The sequence below is a fragment of the Flavobacterium niveum genome, assembly GCF_055231775.1.
On record NZ_JBUYSX010000001.1, the window covers coordinates 1,046,870 to 1,066,162 of the forward strand.

Sequence of the window (19,293 nt, forward strand, 5' to 3'; positions counted from 1 at the left end):
TTGATACCCAAAAAATGGGCCTCTCCCACAAAAATCGGGGGAGGCTTTTTTGTATTAGCCTATTTTCTCATTATGGTCTGTGACAAAACTATTCTTCGTGTTTATAAAACGGGTCTTTACCGATACAAGTCATAGGATTAGAGGAATGTTACTTTAAGATTTATATTAGGTGTCCTACCTATACCATAAGTATCAATGCTTTCAGCCGAATTAGTACCTACATTTACACGATAATAACGGCTGATGACATTGTGCCTGTTAAGCAGGTTTATAATTGACAGCGATGCTGTAAAAGTGCTGTTAGTATTTAGGTTCCAGCTTTTTGATGCGGAGAAGTTTACCGACAGGTTATCGTTAAGCCGCGCACTATTTGGGGATTTATAGGTAATATCGGAATCAGACGGGTTGTCCGGGTCAATGTTAAACGAGTATGGATCAGTAACAGGCGTACCTTTACGCCATTTGGCCCCTAATGCCAGGCGGAAATTGTTATGCTCATAGATACCCGCCCATGAAACTGCATGAGATATAGAAAAATTATTCAGGAATACCGGTGGGATAAAGTTGTTAAAATCATACCGGTTATCGTTATAACTATATGATACCCATCCATGAAAACTACTTATTTTTTTCTGAAAAAGTAATTCACAGCCCAACACCCTATAAGAGCCGGTACTGTATTGAAACTCAAACTGGTTACGGAAAGACTGGCTTTTACTGCTTATGCCGGAAACATTTTTATAAAAGCATTCCAGTGAGGCATACCATCCATTATCGGAATAATTTAACCCAACCGACGTTTGGAGGCTTTTTTGTATAGGGATATCTGCCCCGTTGGCTAACATCCACCTCCTTTTTTCAATGCCTAAAAAGTCCTGCTCAAGGTCTGTTAGCTGGCTTGCCACCTGGCTTTTTTGTTCACAAGCTGCTTCAAGCCTAAGGCCGTTAGTAAGGAGTTGGCTAAAGGTAAGCCGTGGTTCGGTAATAAAGGTGCTATATTTTGCGAAATAATTACCGCGAATCCCCAGGTTTATATACGTAGCTTTATTGGGTGAAGCATAACTGCCTTCCGCTACAATTGCATGTGAAAAAGATATCACCTTTTCATGCTTAGCGTATGCAGGCAGGTTTATCCGGTCGTTATTAGTTATTGCAATACCGTTAAGCTGGTAGCCTGCGCTAACATTCAGGTTTTTAGGAAACGTATGGTTGTACCTGAATTTTATACTGCCATCGTTAACCTTATTAGACTGATTGGTTACCTGTTCATTATCAGTTGCTTCATGCTTGCCGTCTAACAGGTAAGAAGAAACATAACCCTCAAGTGTTGTCGAAGAATTGTCTGTCCATTGAGAAGTTACACCTGCACTTCCCCCAAAATTGCTTTGCATAAGCTTACTGTTTCTCTGTGCCGTACCGGCCTTTTGGTACACGTCGAGGCTGTTTTGAATGCCAATGCCGCTTACGGTAAACCTGTGTTTTGTATCAAATCCGTACTGGTAACTGAAGGATGCATCATAAAAGTAGAAATCATCGCGTGTAGCAATAGGTGTTTCACTATTTTCAGACACGTCGGTTACTATCGTGTTCTGATAAATCCTTTTTCGGTAGTTGTCAAAAGCGGGGGTATTAAAGGGAAGCGTCCTGCGGGCAGAGACCTGCAAAATCTCTTTTTTTGACAACTTTATAACTGCCAGAGCATTAACGTTTATCATATCGGCAGAAACTACAGCAAAGCTGCTGTCTTGTGCCTGTAATTTTGTGGTGATATTTACCAGCGAAGAAACCCCTTCGCCATAAAAGGCAGGCGTACCGTTTTTATAGATAGATATTGTATTGGCCTGTAGCGGGTTAAATGCCGAAAGCAACCCGAAAAAGTGGCTGGTTTGGTACATGCGGATGCCGTTCCATAAAAACAGGTTCTGATCGTGTGTGCCACCGCGTACGTTTATATTACTAACGGTTTCATCTACAGTAGCAATACCGGGAAGCTGTTGCATGGTTTGCAGTACGTCGGGTTCGATAAGACCCGGTAAAATGCCAAAACTACGTGGCTTTACTACCAGCTCATTAGTTTGTTTTTTAGAAATACCACGGGCTATATAGCGTTCTGCCACAATTTCCTGCAATTGCGTAACAGATTTTTCTATAATAAACACGGGGCAACCGGGTACATATAATTCGGCTGGCGTTATTGTTGTGTGGTTATACCCGATGTGGAAAACCTGTACCGCCACAGGATTTGACACCGGCAGGGCAAAATAGCCTTTATCATCTGAAATTACAGGGGGGCCATGCGCCGATGTAAAAACCTGTGCACCTTCTATAGGCTTTCCCGTTTCTGCATCAGTAAGGTAGCCGCAAATAGGGTGCAGGGCACTTACCTCATTCTGTACTATGTAATGCGTTTTATCTACAGGCTTAAAGCGTAACCGTGTCTTAGCTTCTATATAGGCCAGTTTTTCATTAAGTTCCAGATGAGCCGGGGGAGGTATAAGGGTGTAAAAGTCAATATCCTGGTCTAAACGGTTAAACACTACTTTATCTGCCTTTTCCATTTTCTGTAAAACCACACTTAGCGGTACCCTTCCTTTATTTTGCGCCATGCAGCACAATGGGTATAAAAAAAGAAAAAGTAAGATAGTATTACCTTTTGGCATCGGCAGGCTTAAGGATAATAGTTTTATTATGTGTCTCTGTTTTTATGGGATAAATAAGTCCCAGTGTTTTAAGCATTTCAACGGCATTTTTACCCGACAATGACCCTGTAAAAGTCTTGTCTGATGTATACTGGCTCTGTATTTTCACATTAAATTTCCGTTCTATTTCAGCGGTAACAGCTTCAATACTTTCATGGTAAAACACCAGTTCACCACGCAGCCAGGCAGGTGCCGTATCGGTTACTCTCACAACTTCAGCCGTACTGCCTTCGCCCAGGTAAACAGCATCCTGTGGGTGTAGCACCGTTGTATGTCCTTTATATTCAACCCTTACGCGGCCTTCATAGCACACCACATCCAGCCTTGTACCGCGCACTTTTACATTAAATTGTGTACCCATAACCACTACATTACCCAGCGATGTTTTTACCGTAAAGGTTTTGCCTTTAGCCACCTTAAAATAAGCTTCACCGTTAAGATTTATTTCGCGGTTGTCGTCCCAATTGCGGTCGCTGTACGTAACTTCAGAACCGGAATTGAGCTGAACCGAAGATTCATCGGGCAATATAAAAGCCTTGGTAGCACCATTATCAGCATAAATTTTTTCTGGTTGCATAAATACAAAAGCCAGCCCTAAAATAATGATAACCACTGCCGCAGCAACCGATTGCAGCCAGTACCTCCGCTTAGGTTTTAGCTGAATAACATTATTCTTTTCTTCAGACAAGATTGTATGCAATATCCTTTCGGTATCAAATTCGGGTGTTTCAACAGATTCAAACTGCTGTTTTATCTGCACAAGCCTGCTGTAGCGTTCAGGGTCAGATTCCATAAACGCTTTTAGTTCCTCATTATCAATCTCTCCGGCCAGCCATCGGGCAAGAAAAGTATCGTCCATATGCATGCTTTTTAATATGACAAAAATAGGGGCACAGACCCTACCTGAAATTTTCAATTTTTTCACTCATGGCCATAAGCGCACCGTGTATGCGTTTTTCTACAGCCTTAACACTTATGCCCAGCATTTCTGCAATTTCTTTATATTTTTTACCTTCAATACGATTAAGCAGCAGGGCAGTACGCTGAGCCTCGGTAAGGCCTGCAATAGCCTTTTCGAATTTCTGTCGAAATTCTTCTTCCTCCATTTTAAAATCCGGGCTTTCAAAATCAGTATATTTCGCCTCGTTGTTCTCAGTGTACTTAAATACCATTTTTTTATGGGCGGTATGATTAAGTGCGCTGTTTTTTGCAACGGTATAAATAAACGATTTCGGATTGTGTACACCGGCACAATTTTGCCATAGTTTCAGGAACGTTTCCTGTGTAATATCATCGGCCAGGTCCTTGTCGCCAAACCTGAAATACAAGAAATTGCGCAGCGCGCGGGCTTGCGCCCTAAAAAAGGAAGAAAAAATAATTTCGTCGCAAATATCCTTTTTTTCAGGGGGTTGCATAAAGTTTGGTGTTAAGTTTCGGTGGTGAAATTAAAAAAAAATATAATTTGTGGTAGGGTTGGCATAAAAATTTTTGTCTCATTACCAAAAGCAGAAAAGTTATGAAAAGAATAATTGCCTTTTTAATCTTAAGTGTCCTGGCCATGTCTTGTGGTACAGAGGAAATGACTACACAATTTGTAACAGAAGATAACATTGTGAGTAATACGGCACTGAAGGAGAAGGTAATGCGTGTAGTGCAGCACCCCACAGCGGTAGATGATTTTATTGACAATTGTAGCTGCTTTTCTGTAAAAATGCCGTATACATTATCTGTAAACGGCAGTGATATAGATATTGCGGACGAAGAAGACTACCAGCAGGTATATGATATTTTACACGATAGTGATTATGATTTTGATTATGTGTCATTTACCTCTTTCCCTATAACTGTTATTTATGCCGATTACCATGAAGAAGAGTTAGATATAATGCAATACATGAACGCTGTGACAGCATGTACAGCAGCGCAAACCGAAATATCGTGTGTAGGCTTTGAATTTCCTGTAGGGGTAAAAACATACAATAGCCAAAATGTACTGGCACAGTCTTTTGAGCTGGGTACAAAAAAGGCACTTTATACTTTTTTGAGCACAATTGACAGCTATGATGCCGCTGTTTTTACCTACCCGTTAGGTTTCCACACGCCTGACGGATCTGTACAACCCGTTGCCAATAATAATGCACTGGAAACGGTTGTGGATGAATATACAGATGAATGTGGAGGGCTTATATTACCCGGTGGGGCTATGCTAATGGATGTTATCATGGAAGGCAGCTGGCAGGTATCGTATTTTTATAATGGTACCGACCTTACGGGCAATTATGCCGGCTATAACTTTACGTTTATAAATGGGGGGGCAATTACCGTTACAAGCAGTGGCGGGGATACAACCGGCAACTGGAATTACGGGATTTCCGGGGCATATGAAATGGTAGAGCTAAGCACATTTAGTAATAGTGCACTGTCCGGCCTGGAACAGGTATGGTTGCTTACCAATACTACAGATACGCAGATAAATCTTTACATCCCGGCTACGGGTGTACAATCTGCCCAATACATGCAGTTTACAAAAAATTAGGTTGTTTTTAGTAGGTTTTTTTCCCGGGCAGGCTGCGCTTTTTGTGGCCTGCCTTAAGACAACTATTGCCTTGTTTTTCCAAAAAAATAATCATAAAAAACAATAAACATGAAAAAAATGCTACTTAGTGCCCTGTTAGCGTTTACAGGCATCACAACAAACGCGCAGATTGAAGACGGCAGTATTGCTCCTGATTTTACCGTAACCGATGTATTTGGTGTTACACACAGCCTGTCACAATACCTGTCGCAAAATAAAACCGTAATAATGGATATTTCTGCCACATGGTGCGGCCCGTGCTGGAGTTTTCATAATGGCGGCATGCTTGAAAAGATATATTATTCGCAGGGACAAGGCGGTTCCGGTGAGGTAGTAATACTTCTAATTGAGACTGATGACGAAACTGACGAACAATGTTTGTTCGGTACTTGCCCCGATAATTTCACACAGGGTAACTGGGTAGAAAACACACCTTATCCTGTAATTAACAGTGATGAAATTGGCGAGTTGTACCAAATTCAATATTACCCTGCTGTGTTTATGATATGCCCCAGTGGCATTATTACCGAGATGACCCCGTCTAACGCGCAGGAGCTTGTTAATGATATTTCGCAGAGTTGCGGCGCTTCACAAGGCATCCAAAAAAATGCACACCCACATATTGAGGATATGATGGTTTGTGATGAAGGACAAATTGCTCCGCAGGTAACCCTTACTAATTTTGGTACCGAAACCATTACCTCGGCTACATTAAAGCTCTTAGACGGTGAAGAAGTAGTAGCCACTAAAAACTTTTCGGGCAGTGTAAGTACTTTTGCCGAACAAGAGGTGGTTTTTGACCCTGTTGCTATAGCCACAGGCCAGGACTATACTGTTAAGGTGACCTCTATAAATAACAGTGTACCTTTAAATACCCTTGCCACAACGTCTTTTTTTTCATTGGCGCTTGCCCCACAATCGTATAACGACATTACCATTAAAATAAATACAGATTCATATCCCGGTGATATTTCATGGGCTGTAAAAGACAGCAGTGGTGCCGTTGTAGCCTCAGGCGGGCCTTACCAGGCAGGTACAGATGACGGGTTTGGCGGAGGCGGCCCTGATGCCAATACTACAAAAGTGCATGAGGTAGCTTTACCGGCAAATAGTACCGACTGTTATACGGTAGAAATGTATGACGGTTGGGGAGACGGCTGGCTATCAGGACAAACGGCAGGAAGTATGGAAATATGGAGTGGAAGTGAAAAAATATTTGATCAGGAGGGACGATTTGAAAGCCAGCTTATAGCGCATTCTGCATTTAAAACCAACGGCCAGCTGAAAAACCTGTTACAGCAGCAAACAAGTTTTGCTTTGTACCCAGTCCCTTCAAACGGCCAGCTATATTTTAAAGGAGTTGAAAACGCCGGTGTAGTTATAACTGATATGGCCGGCAAAATAGTTTATACCGTAGAAGGAATAAAAGATGGCGCCACTATAAACCTTTCATCCCTGCAAAAGGGAGTGTATATGGCCCGTATAGAAAGCGGCAGCTCTGTTACTACAGAAAAAATAATACTCAACTAATTTTATTTTCATAACTAAACAGGTGGATGCCGGGCAGGCAGAAAGGCCCATGGTTGATTAAGCCCTAAAGCTGGCCCGGCTATTTTTAAATCTTCAAATCGCAAAGCACAAAACTTTGGCGGCAGGGACTTTTTGTGCCTTAAAATATCAGGAAACATTGATGCTATTACCCTGTAAACTAATAATCTTAATCAATAATAACTAACGCTATGAGTAAAAATTTATTAAAATCTGTTGCTGTTTTTGCATTGTTGTGGCCTGCCCTGGAAGCAGGTGCGCAGGAAATCAAAAATTTTGGCAAGCACTCGGTTTATTGCGGTTCGTCTGAATACGAGGCAATATTGCAAAAAAAATATCCAGGCAGGGCCACTACCTCAGGATTTGAAGAATGGCTTGCCCCAAAAGTAAAGGCCATTAAAGACAGAAGGTTTCACAGGTCTGCAAATTCCGAAAATGAAGTAATTACAATTCCGGTTGTAGTACATATTATACACAACGGTGATGCAGTGGGCGTAGGCGAAAATATAAGCGACGAGCAGGTAATGTCTCAAATAACAGTACTTAACCAGGACTACCGCAGGCTGCCTGACACCCCCGGATTCAATGAAAATCCGGTAGGTGCCGATACGGGGATTGAATTTTGCCTGGCGCAGCGCGATCCTAACGGCCTTGCCACTAATGGGATTGTACGTCATTATTACAGTCAGACCGATTGGGTTGTAACCGATATAGATGAAACAATAAAGCCACAAACCCAGTGGGATCCTAACCTGTACCTTAACCTGTGGGTGGTTAGTGACATTAATATGGAGTTCTTCGGCATGATGATACCCGGAATTAAAGGCTATGCCCAATTCCCTTCTGCTTCCGGGCTTGAGGGTATTGGTGATAACGAACAGGATATTGCTAATACTGCGGGTGTTGTAATAGGGCATAAATTTTTTGGAAGCCCGCAGGTATATACAGGCGGAACGTATGATAGCGATGATGTACGCGGCAGGACAGCCAGCCACGAAATAGGCCACTTTTTTGGGCTAAGGCACATTTGGGGTGATGGCGACTGTACTGTAGACGACTTTTGCGAAGATACCCCGGAGGCGGCTTCGGCCACTGAGGGTGATTGCCCATCAGGGCAGGATACCTGTACGGACAGCCCCGGCCTGGATATGGTAGAGAATTATATGGACTATTCAAGCGAAGGCTGTATGAACATATTTACCAAGGACCAGAAAGACCGTATTTTAGCAGTGCTTCAAAATTCGCCAAGGCGCGCCTCGCTTACAACATCTTTGGCATGCAGCCCTTATGAAGAGCATACAAACGATGGATCGCTGAATATACAGGATATAATCCTGTCAGGTTGTAATCATACTTTTACTCCCGGGCTGAAGTTGTTTAATGCAGGTACTGCCACGCTTACCTCAGCCATTATAACTTATAGCATAGACAATGGCGTTCAGGAAACATATAACTGGAGTGGTAGCCTTGCCCATGCCGCAGAAACAATTATAACGCTTCCTGTATTGGCCTCTACACCGGGTACACACCAGTTTAATGCGGTTATAACCTCAGTTAACGGGGGTAATGACGAAGAAAGCTATAACAATCAAAGGTCGGCAAGCTTTACTATTGCAGCTAACATAGATATTACTGAGCTGGTTATAGATGTAAAGCAGGATTTCTTTGGCAGCGAAACCACATGGGAACTTACCAATGCTACAGGTACCGTAGTAGCGTCGGGCGGGCCGTACGAAGACCTTATGGATCCTAACGCTGAGTTGCCGGTACACACAACTACAGTTGCCCTTGAAAGTGACCAATGCTATACCTTTACTATAGAAGACAGCGGCGGAAATGGTATTGTAGGCATGCTGGGCGAGGGGTATTACCTCCTTAAATCGGGCCAGGGAAATATTGTAGGGCAGGGCGGCCTTTTTGGCGACAGTGCTACGGTTTCATTTAGTGTAAACCTGATACTGGATGCTAATGAACCTGATTTGCAACAAACCATAATGCTATACCCTGTACCGTCTTCTAATACCGTTACTGTAGTAGTGCCGGGCGATGCCGGTGTAACATCGGGGACTATTTACAACCAGCTTGGCCAGCTTGTAAATGTCGTTAAGATTGAAGGTTCTACAACGTTAGATATAACCGGCCTGCCAAAGGGCGTATACTATATTAAACTATCCGGCAAGGCACGATATAAAACATTACGCTTTATAAAAGAGTAAATATTCTTGTTGACCTTAATTATAAAAGAATAGGGTCCGGTTTTAAAGCCGGACCCTGTTTTTATAGTTAACCCTTATTATTTATTTTCAAGGTCCTTAAAACTTTCTTCGGTTTTAAAAGTATCGTTAACCTTTTCAGCAGTAATGTCTGCTGCTACGGTAAACTCTTTTTTAAGCTTTATATCTTCAGATGAAGCACCTACTTTTACGGTATACGTACCTTTTTCGGCAACCCAGGCGCTCTGCGCGTCTATAAATGAAGCCAGGTCTTTTGCCTTTAGGGTAAAGCTTACCGTTTCAGATTCGCCCGGTTTCAGGGTTTTGGTCTTGGCAAAACCTTTTAGCTCAATTGATGGTTTGTCTTCCTGCTGAGACGGTGCTGTAAGGTACAGCTGCGCAACTTCTTTACCGGCTGTTTTACCCGTATTTTTAACCGTAACGGTTACTTTTATCTGATCTTTAAAAGTAGCTGTGCTCAGGTTAAGGTTGCTGAATTCAAATGTAGTGTACGACTGGCCAAAGCCGAACTCATAAGACGGTTTAACCTTAAAGGTGTTAAAGTAACGGTAGCCTACATAAACGCCTTCTTTGTAATATACATCTTTAGGGTCGTTTGCCGGAAGGCCCAGCCAGTTATCTGCCGAGGCATGGTTGTTATAATCTGCAGGGAATGTCATGGTAAGTTTGCCCGAAGGGTTTACCTTACCTGTAATTACGTCAGCTACAGAGTTACCGCCTTCCTGGCCCGGTTGCCATGCCACAAGAATGGCGTCAACCTTGTCTTTCCAGCTGTTGGTTTCAATAACACCGCCTATATTTAGTATTACAATAACTTTTTTGCCTTTGGCATGAAATGCTTCCGATACTTTATTGATAAGTATAATTTCGTCCTGGCCAAGGTAAAAGTCGTTTACAATGGTGCGGTCGTTCTGCTCTCCCGAAACCCTTCCTAAGGTAATAATAGCTACGTCGTCCTGGTTTGCTTTTTCATTTACCAGGTCATTACCCGGCTGGTATTCCGGTATACGCTGGTTATCGGCCAGCATACCGCCATTTGCAGCCCTGCGCGCAGCCTCATCGGCGGCTGCCTTTTTTACAAAAGGCGCATAAAGGTCGCCCAGTTGCTTGTCTATGCTAAAACCTGCATTGGTAAGCCCTTGCAGCAACGGTATAGAATAAGCTTCGTTAACATCGCCGCTACCGGTACCGCCCGCAATAAAGTTATACGAGTAGTCGCCAAAGAGGGCTACAGTGCCTGTAGTTTTTGTATATGGCAAAACATTACCTTCATTTTTAAGCAGAATCATACCCTCGGCGGCTGCCTGCCTTGTTATTTTGGCATGTGCCTCAAGGTCGGGCTTGTTGCTGAATTTCTGTTTTTTAAACGTAGGGCTCAGCAGTATGGTTTCCAGTATCCTTTTAATATTACGGTCTACATCGGCCTGGGCTATCTCGCCTGAATTGATTTTTTTTATCAGCTCGGCACGTTGGGTTTTATTACCGGGCATAAACAGGTCGTTACCGGCTTTTACCTGGGCTGCAATGTCTGACGATATGGTATCGGCAGCGCCTATCCAAAGGCTTTCGTAACCACCCCACCAGTCAGTCATTACTATACCTTTATAACCCCACTCATCTCTCAGTATAGTGGTTAAAAGGTCTTTTCGGGCCGATGTGTACTGGCCGTCTACCTTGTTGTAAGAAGACATAACCGTCCACGGTTTGGCCTCTTTGATGGCAATTTCAAAACCCCTCAGGTATATTTCGCGCATGGCACGTTCAGACACGTGGGCGTTGATAGAAAAACGGTTGGTTTCCTGATTATTAGCAGCAAAGTGCTTTATAGAAGTACCCACACCTTTAGACTGTATACCGTTAATTATATTAGCGGCAATGGTACCCGCCACAACCGGGTCTTCAGAATAATATTCAAAATTACGGCCGTTAAGCGGGTTGCGGTGAATGTTTATGGCCGGTGCCAAAAATATATCTACACCATAGTCCCTTACTTCTTCGCCCATAGCTTCGCCTACCTGGTAAATTAGCTCTTTGTTCCAGGTAGAGGCCAGCGCGGTACCTACCGGAAATGCCGTGGCATAATAGGTCTTGGTATCGTTAGGGCGCTTAGGCTCTATACGCAAACCGGCGGGGCCGTCTGCCAGCAATATCTCAGGTATGCCAAGGCGCGGTATGGCCTTTATGGTACCTGCGGCACCTAATACCCTGATGTCGTTAAAACCTTCAATAGGCGTAATACCGGCATAGCCCGGCATGCCCGGCGCCACAAGAAGCGCGGCTTTTTCTTCAACCGTCATGGCTTTTATAACTTCATCTATAGATGCTTTGCCCAGCTGTGGCGCTTTTTTTTGCGCATAGCCACAATGCACGGTACCAAGTGCTATAATAGCAAGGACTTTTACTGATAGAAACTTATTTTTCATCTCTGTTTTACTTTTTAATATGATTAAAAATAGGGTTAACAAATTATTCTTCTGCTTTTGGAAGCGATAGTGTTCTACTTTCGGTTGAGCAGCTGAAGTTTTGCATAGAAATCTTCAAACATCAGGCGGTTATCAAGGTGGTGGTATACGCGTATGTTCCTGCCGTTGTTGTTTACCTCATACAGCCCGGCATCGTTTACCTTAGGGGCTTGTTTTACGTTGTAAAAGCTTGACGACGGGTCAGCCTCAAAAGACGACTGCAACGCCGTAAGTAGTACCAGCGGAGAATCGCCCATAATGTAGGTTTCGCCGGTGTAGATTTTATATTTGTTGGTCAGCGCTATAACGCGGTCTATTTTACCGGCCAGGTAGCTGCCTGTTTTTCCCTGCGGCTTTACTTTGGTAAGTAGTTCGGCATAAGACATCAGCGTTTCGCGGTAGGCATTGCGCGGCACCTGCCATAAGTTGATGTTACTTTGGTTAAAAACCACCTGCACGGCAGTCACGTCTATCCCCGTGTTATATTCCATAGAGGTATAACCCGGTGGTGGCATAGCAATATCAGTATATTCGGTACCGCCTATCCATACCAGCACAATTTTATCGGCTATTTTAGGCTCCAGCAGGTAGGCACTGGCTACCTCGGTAAGGCCGCCGCCGCATACCACATACAGTGGTGCCGTAACATCAGTACGCATGGCTTCTTTTACAATGGCCTTAGCCCCGTCTGACGGAATAGCGGTTTTGGCATCTGCCAATGGGCTGTTACTCCCCTGGTATACTGTAAACTTGTTTTGAAGCTTAAGCAGGCCAAGTACCTCCTTTATATTGTTTGTAGCATGGGTAGCGGTTTCGTTTGAACTGTCAAAACCATCGCCGGGGCGCAGGTGCGAACCTATAATACCCCTTATGTCTACCGATGGCGACAGCAGGTGGTGCACCAGCTGGAACAGCCCGTCAGGGTCGCCGGCATAGTCGTTATCAAGCATTACGCGCATGCGGGGCTGTACCGTTGCATCTGCATTGTTTTGTGCCGATGCCAGTAAACCGCAACCCAGTAGCAGTGCCGTAAATATGTGCTTGTATTTCATGTTTTAAATGTTTTAAGCAGGCCGCGCCGTAGCGTAACCTGCTTATGTATATAACCCTTAAAAATTAAAATTGACTGACAGCTGTACCGTAAACGGCCTTATGTAAGAGCCCGTAAGCAGCTGGCCATAGTACTGGCTGGCATCGTTTATAAGCTCAGCACCGTTTATGGTTCCCTTGGCTCCGGTTTGGTTAAGGAAGTTTACCACCGTGGCGCCAAAGCCCAGGTTTTTGTTGTACTGGTAGTTTATACCGCCAAAGTTTTCCCACCTTGGGGCAAAATACAGCGCGTTTGTAATGTTAGCGTACTGCTCGCTGAAGTAACGGAAACTGGCCCAGAACTTCCATTTTTCTACCGAGTAGCTTGGGTCTATTTCCATCAGCACCTTAGAAATTTCGAGTACTGTTTTGTTGTTGTAGTCGTAGTTATTGCCAAAGGCAGAGAACGTGAAGTTTTTGTACACAGGGTCCTGTAGCGTGATGAGGTAGTGCAGGTTAAAGCCTTTAAACGGCGTTATAACCATATCGGTAGTCCAGCCCAGGGTTTGTATGTCGTAGAAGATGGTAGCTTGTTGTGTTTCGGTATCGTCTTCAGGGTTTACCAGGTTAAAGCGGGTAAGGTAGTTGTTCTTGTGCAGGTAAGTAGCCTGCGATACAAGGCTGAAGTATTTGGTATTCCAGAACACGCCCAGGCCTGCCAGCGGGCTCCTGCTCTTTATCACGCTTGGGGCTATGGCGGTAGAGAAGCTCTCTAAACGGCCGTTTTCTTCAGTATAAAGGAAGTTGGTAAGAGCACCAAAGTTTTTGGTAATGTTATAGTTAAGGTTTAGGTTACCCGCTACGTGAAAGTAGCTGTCGTTAATATTAGTAAGTGTGGCATCTGCCATGGTAAAGCCTTCAGAGCGTGGTGTCTGGCTGTAGTTACCGTTAAGCAACTGGCTTCTTAGCATAAGGCCTGCTTTAACGCTAAACCTGTCTGACACCTTCCAGTTGTCTGTACCGTAAACCGATAGTTTGTTTTCGGTACCGTCAAAGTATTCGGCACTGGTGTTATAGCCGTAAAAGCCATACTCATCTGTACCCGGGCCTACCAGGCGTTGAGGCTGGTCTTCTACCGTCTGGAAAAACAGCGAACGGTTAGAGTGGTACTGGTCTACATGGTAGTACTGCTCTAAAATACCAAAGCTAACATCGTGGTTTTTAATTTGCTTGTTTAACGAAAAACGGCCCATAACTGTTGTGGTAGGTATGCTGGGGCTGTTTAGTGCCAGCTGCGTGCCCACATTACCTTCATACGCCTGGCCGGTGCCTGCTATGGTATATCCATCTGCCGTGCTAGCGCCAAAAATACTAAGTGGTATGCTGTATAGCAGCGATGATTTGGCAACGTGCAAACGGGTAGAATATTTAAAATTCCAGCCGTTGTTTAGCCTGTAGTTACCAAAAACGTCTATGTTGTGGCTACGGTTTCTGTTGTCTTTTCCGTCAAATTCACCCCAGTAGTAATCGCCCGTAACAGCATCCTGAAACCTCATTTTGCCATCACGTACATAATAAGAGCTGTTGCCAATTTCAAAACCGGGAACTTCAGATGCCTTGCCGTTAGGCCCGTACTGAAACACAGCGTAGTTGGTATTTACATAAGAGTCGGCATATTTATAAAACACGTTAAACTCACCCTTATCGTCTTTAAAATACTTGGTTACCCCGGCCCTGAAAATTTTTGTCTGGTCTTCATACCTGTTAAAGCCTACATCATAGGTAGATGGGTCAAAATTAAGGAACGCTCCGGCAGAGTAGGTCCACCCGTTTTTAGTCATAGGCCCTGAAATGTTTACATCGCCCTGTAGCCAGCCGAAGTGGCTGCCCTGAAGGTTACCCTTTACATGAAAATCTTTAGTGCCGTTTTGGGTGTATGAGTTTACCGCAAAGCCCAGGTCGCCCATGTTACTGGCCAGGTCTTCCATTTTTAGCAAGCCGGTGTCTTTAAGGCTTATGCTCTGCCTCCAGGTTTTGTTAGGCAGTTCAGGCCAGAAGAAATAAACCACAGGCAGGTCGTTCTCTAAAATAGTAATACCGCCCACAGTAGCCGGCAGGCCAATGTTTACGTCGCGCGGACCCGAGTTGCTCGATGCGTTAAGCATCACATTACGGTCTCCGCCGCCGTTGCCGGACTTAATTTTTTCGCTGACTTTAACCGAGTCCTGTACGGTTAGTTTGTTTTCCTCCTGCGCACTGGTAATGGCTGTTGCCATCAAGAAAAAGCCGCCTGTAAGGAGTGTAACGTAGTTGTTTCTCATCTGTGTTAGTGATTAAGTTTGGGTATAAAAAGTCCGGGTCAGGAATTTTGGGCTTCCTAACCTTATTGAAATTGTACTATTCTAATATTTGGGTTTAAGTTTTTTACTGCTGCCTGCCTAAATGGCTGTAACGTTTCAGTAGTTTTTTGGGTTAAATAATATGCTGTTTATGGTTATATGTTTTTTACACACTTCTTATAACGTTTTCGATAAAAGCACATTTTATGCTTCTTTACGAAGCAATATTATAACATATTTTTAATGTTTCCAAGTGAAGCATAAAGAAATTACAACGTTGTAGATAGTTAGTAGCATCCCATCCCATAATTTAAAGCCCCTATTTTTCAGGAAATAGCAGTATTTACTGGTCTTCGTAGTAATATTATTACTTCTGTATGAAGCATTAAAAATTTATTAAAAGTTGCAGAAAAAATCAGATAGCCGTATTTTTGGAAAAAAAGATTTATGTCAGGACGTTTTAGCGATAAACTTCAGGAGACTTCTCCAATTTATAAGGAAAACTACCTTGCACATATTTCTATAGACTGCGTGGTATTTGGCTTTCATAACGATTGCCTTAAAGTGCTGCTTACCCGTTTTGAAGGCGAAGATACCTGGGCACTTCCGGGTGGATATGTAGATAAAAATGAGGATATTGTAGATGCTGCCAAAAACATACTCTTTCGCCGTACGGGTGCTACTGATGTATTTCTGAACCAATTTAAAACCTTCGGGAAAACCGGCAGGTCTGAACGTTTTTTTGATAATTATGCCCAGGGGTTATGGCACGCAGACCGTTTTATATCAATAGGCTACTACGCCCTGATAGATTTTACTACGCTTGACCCACAAATTGATATGTTTTCAGACGCGTGTGCCTGGCATGATATACAGGAGGTGCCTGAATTTAGTATGGACCACGGCGAAATATATCATGAGGCCCTGCAACAACTGAGGCGCGACCTTAATTACAAGCCTATTGGCTATAACCTGCTGCCCGAAAAATTTACGCTGTCTGAACTGCAAAAACTTTATGAAGTTATTTTAGATAAAGAACTGAACCGTGGCAATTTTTACCGTAAAATGATGCGCTATAACATACTTAAAAAGCTTGATGAAAAACGTACCGGTGGTGCCCACAAATCGCCGAACCTTTACATTTTTGACAACGAAGAATATGCAAAAGCATTAGAAAACGGTTTTCAGGAGAATTGGTAAATGGCAGATTTTAAAATCTGTTTTTTGTAATTTTCAGGTACTAATCAACTATTCAAAACTAAATGACCTTACTACTTATTTCCTGCTTACTGATTGTTCTTAGCCTTTTGCCATTTGTACAAAATCAGCACTGGGTATTCAGGGTTCCTGAGTTTTTAAAGCTTCAGCTTTTATATCTTCAAATTGTTGTTTTTGCCATTAGCTGTTTTTATTTGAAAGAGTATCATCTCCTTTGGTACCTGCAGCCGATACAACTTGTACTAATGGGATATCATGTTTTTCTATTGATGCGTTTCACCAAATTTTGGAGAACAACTAAATATTCAAAAACGCCAAATGCTTCTGAAAAGGTTAAGGTAGTGGTATGTAATGTGTATCAGCCAAATAAAGAGTTCAATAGATTTATACAACTTATTGAAAAAGAGCAACCGGATATATTCCTTACAATGGAAAGCAACAGTGACTGGGAGCAGGCAATGCGTGTGCTGGAGAAAGATTATCCGCAGTATGAAAAAATCACCCTGGAAAATACATACGGCATGCACTTTTACACAAAACTAAAAGTAAACAGTATAAATACCCATTATTTTGTAGCCGATGACTTGCCAAGCCTGGAAGCAGAACTGGAAACCGGTGACGGACATAAATTTGTGTTTTTTGGGGTGCATCCGCCACCGCCAAGTCCTACCGAAGAAGAAACTTCGAAAGAAAGTGATGGCGACCTGCTTTGCGTGGCAAAAAAAGTAAGGGATTATACACTTCCTGTTTTTGTGGCGGGAGACTTTAATAATGTTGCGTGGGCCAAATCTTCGTTATTGTTTAAAAAAACAAGCCGCCTTATTGATGCACGTATAGGCAGGGGTATTTTAGCTACATTTCATGCAAAATATTGGTTTTTCAGGGTTCCGTTGGATTTAGTATTCCACAGTCCTAACATTTTTATAGAAAAATTATTTGTGTGCCCATCAGTAGGTTCTGACCATTACCCTGTAGGATGCACCTTTTACATAGACCATCATTCTGATGAGCAGGAAGATGAGGTGAAGCATCTTGAAGAGGGAGAAATGCAGGAAGTGAATAAACTTATAGATGAAGGAAAACAAGAAGTGAGTGATAACAGAGATTAAGGGTTAACACAAAAAGTTGTTTTGACGGGCGATGAGGGATTGCAACCATATAGTGATGTAAAAACTAATTTATAATCTTGCCCTTTCATACTGAACTGGGCCTGTAATGTTTTCATGCAGGTTGGCCGCAGCAGTTAATGGAAAATAAGGATCCCTTAAAAACTCCCGTGCCATTAATATAAGATCGGCATCTCCGTTAACAAGGATAGATTCTGCCTGGAAAGCATTAGTAATCAGCCCGACTGTAGATGTAAGTATTCCCGTTTGTTTTTTGATTTTTGAAGCAAACGGCATTTGATAAGCGGGGCCTACAGCAATTTTCTGGTCATGGCTTAGCCCGCCACTTGTTACATCAACAAGGTCTACGCCATTATTCTTTAATATTTCTGAAAGGGCTATAGCATCTTCAATGTTCCAGCCGCCGTCTACCCAGTCAGATCCGGGTATCCTTACAAACAGTGGGGTACTTTCCGGCAGTATTGATTTTACAGCATGCATTACTTCAAGTAGTAAACGCATGCGGTTTTCAAAACTTCCCCCGTATTTGTCGTTTCTTTTGTTGCATAAAGGCGATAGAAACTGATGTAATAAGTACCCGTGCGAAGCGTGGATTTCAATAATTTCAAACCCTGCTTTAATCGCTCTTTGGGCAGCTGATTTAAAATCATTTATGATTTTAAGGATACCATTTTCGTCCAGTTCTTTAGGTAGGGCATAGTTTTCGGAATAAGGCACAGCTGAAGGCGCGAGTGCCTCCCAGCCACCATTTTCTATACTAACGGCATGATGTCCCTGCCAGGGTGTCATTGTGCTGCCTTTCCTGCCGGAATGCGAAAGCTGTATGCCGGTAACGGTTCCCTGTTGCTTAATGAAATTTGTTATTTGCAGCAATTTTTCTATATGTTCATCTTTCCATATTCCCAGGTCGTTTGGAGAAATACGGCCCTCCGGGGAAACCGCCGTAGCCTCTGTAAGTATTAAAGATGCCCCACCTACAGCCCTGCTGCCCAGGTGTACAAAATGCCAGTCGTTAGCAAAACCGTCAACAGAAGAGTATTGACACATAGGCGAAACACCAATCCTGTTCTTTAAGGTGATACCTTTTATTTTCAAAGGGCTGAATAACATTGTCATAGTTGTATTGTTGAAGTTATATTTCAAATTTCAGGATTTGATAATTCATAAAAATTATCCTATGGTAAGAAATTCCTTTTTTACTGCTTTTGTTATTTAATGTTGGTTGGTTCAGTATGGACTGTCAATCTTAAAAAGTATATATTTGAGTAATATTTCTATAAGTCACTAAAAACATTATCATGAAAAATTGTACTATTCAGGATATTTTTAAGAATATTGATTTTTCTCCTTCTGAAATTGAAATAGCCGAAAAGAAATTTGAAGAAATCATTGTTAAGAAAGGGGATATTTTATTAACCCCCGGGCATCATGTCCCTTACCAGTATTTTGTTTTTAGCGGATGCCTCCGCACTTATTTTATTACCGAAACGGGTAAAGAGTACACGTTACAGTTTGCAGTCAGCGATTGGTGGATTACAGACTATACTGCCTTTTTTACGGGGGAGAAGTCTATGTTTTATGTGGATTGTGTTAAAGATGCCCTTATATATAAGATTTCTAAAGAAAGTATGGAGCAGCTTTATAAAGAGGTTCCGCAAATAGAAAGTTTTTTCAGGATTAAAATGGAACGGTTTTTTGGCAGCTACCAGAAAAGGATATTGTCTGACCTGGCATCAACTGCAGAAGAAAAATACCTGAGATTTGTAAAATCATATCCTGATATAGAAAAGCATATTAAGAATTACCATTTGGCTTCTTATCTGGGAATAACTACAGAAAGCCTTAGCCGTGTGCGGCACGAACTGGCAAAAAAATAACACACAAATAGAACTAACACGAAGGGGGATGCCGATACAGGCATCCCCTTTGTGTTTTTACATTATCTCATATTTACTTCGATTTTTTTCTGAATGTATCTCATTTCTTACCATAGGATAATTTTTATGAATATAGAGGTACATAACTTTGGCTTATAAATTAACTGATAATCATATTATTAAAA

The 19,293-nt window shown here is 42.6% G+C and carries 13 protein-coding genes; 6 read left to right on the forward strand and 7 right to left on the reverse strand.

Annotation, left to right across the window (positions count from 1 at the left end; translation table 11 throughout):
* Window positions 1-137: 137 nt before the first annotated feature.
* The 3 genes from ACZIX4_RS04275 to ACZIX4_RS04285 are packed head-to-tail and all read right to left on the reverse strand — an operon-like array spanning window position 138 to window position 4,114.
* Window positions 138-2,606 (reverse strand): TonB-dependent receptor, encoded by a 2,469-nt coding sequence (locus ACZIX4_RS04275; protein WP_463334372.1) that lies wholly within the window; start codon window positions 2,604-2,606, stop codon window positions 138-140.
* Between the two features lie 40 nt (window positions 2,607-2,646).
* Complete coding sequence (locus ACZIX4_RS04280) at window positions 2,647-3,558, reverse strand: FecR family protein (RefSeq protein WP_463334373.1); 912 nt, start codon at window positions 3,556-3,558, stop codon at window positions 2,647-2,649.
* A gap of 40 nt (window positions 3,559-3,598) precedes the next feature.
* Entirely contained in the window at window positions 3,599-4,114 is a 516-nt protein-coding gene (locus ACZIX4_RS04285) for an RNA polymerase sigma factor (protein WP_463334374.1), read from the reverse strand.
* Between the two features lie 101 nt (window positions 4,115-4,215).
* Here ACZIX4_RS04285 and ACZIX4_RS04290 point away from each other — a divergent pair, with 101 nt between their 5' ends.
* The 3 genes from ACZIX4_RS04290 (at window position 4,216) to ACZIX4_RS04300 (ending at window position 9,038) form a co-directional block, all read left to right on the forward strand.
* On the forward strand, window positions 4,216-5,235 hold the full coding sequence (locus ACZIX4_RS04290) for a hypothetical protein (RefSeq protein WP_463334375.1): 1,020 nt from the start codon (window positions 4,216-4,218) through the stop codon (window positions 5,233-5,235).
* A 108-nt stretch (window positions 5,236-5,343) separates the two neighbouring features.
* Window positions 5,344-6,804, forward strand: a complete 1,461-nt coding sequence (locus ACZIX4_RS04295) for a T9SS type A sorting domain-containing protein (protein ID WP_463334376.1) — start codon at window positions 5,344-5,346, stop codon at window positions 6,802-6,804.
* A gap of 209 nt (window positions 6,805-7,013) precedes the next feature.
* The gene (locus ACZIX4_RS04300; RefSeq protein ID WP_463334377.1) at window positions 7,014-9,038 is read left to right on the forward strand and encodes a M43 family zinc metalloprotease; all 2,025 of its coding nucleotides are present in this window, start codon (window positions 7,014-7,016) and stop codon (window positions 9,036-9,038) included.
* Window positions 9,039-9,115: 77 nt separating this feature from the next.
* On the opposite strand, the gene ACZIX4_RS04305 is transcribed toward ACZIX4_RS04300, so the two are convergent.
* The 3 genes from ACZIX4_RS04305 to ACZIX4_RS04315 all read right to left on the reverse strand — a co-directional run bounded on the left by ACZIX4_RS04305 (window position 9,116) and on the right by ACZIX4_RS04315 (window position 14,868).
* Window positions 9,116-11,479 (reverse strand): beta-glucosidase, encoded by a 2,364-nt coding sequence (locus ACZIX4_RS04305; protein ID WP_463334378.1) that lies wholly within the window; start codon window positions 11,477-11,479, stop codon window positions 9,116-9,118.
* 74 nt (window positions 11,480-11,553) lie between these two features.
* Window positions 11,554-12,570, reverse strand: coding sequence for a nucleoside hydrolase (locus ACZIX4_RS04310; protein WP_463334379.1), 1,017 nt, complete (start codon window positions 12,568-12,570; stop codon window positions 11,554-11,556).
* Window positions 12,571-12,627: 57 nt separating this feature from the next.
* A complete protein-coding gene (locus ACZIX4_RS04315) occupies window positions 12,628-14,868 on the reverse strand; it encodes a TonB-dependent receptor (protein WP_463334380.1) in 2,241 nt (746 codons plus the stop codon).
* A 465-nt stretch (window positions 14,869-15,333) separates the two neighbouring features.
* Here ACZIX4_RS04315 and ACZIX4_RS04320 point away from each other — a divergent pair, with 465 nt between their 5' ends.
* Entirely contained in the window at window positions 15,334-16,086 is a 753-nt protein-coding gene (locus tag ACZIX4_RS04320) for an NUDIX hydrolase (RefSeq protein ID WP_463334381.1), read from the forward strand.
* Window positions 16,087-16,373: 287 nt separating this feature from the next.
* The gene (locus ACZIX4_RS04325; RefSeq protein ID WP_463334582.1) at window positions 16,374-17,213 is read left to right on the forward strand and encodes an endonuclease/exonuclease/phosphatase family protein; all 840 of its coding nucleotides are present in this window, start codon (window positions 16,374-16,376) and stop codon (window positions 17,211-17,213) included.
* 69 nt (window positions 17,214-17,282) lie between these two features.
* Here ACZIX4_RS04325 and ACZIX4_RS04330 read toward each other — a convergent pair whose 3' ends face one another.
* Window positions 17,283-18,347, reverse strand: a complete 1,065-nt coding sequence (locus ACZIX4_RS04330) for an NADH:flavin oxidoreductase/NADH oxidase (RefSeq protein WP_463334382.1) — start codon at window positions 18,345-18,347, stop codon at window positions 17,283-17,285.
* Window positions 18,348-18,529: 182 nt separating this feature from the next.
* On the opposite strand from ACZIX4_RS04330, the gene ACZIX4_RS04335 reads away from it, so the two are divergent.
* Entirely contained in the window at window positions 18,530-19,108 is a 579-nt protein-coding gene (locus ACZIX4_RS04335) for a Crp/Fnr family transcriptional regulator (protein ID WP_463334383.1), read from the forward strand.
* Window positions 19,109-19,293: the final 185 nt, after the last annotated feature.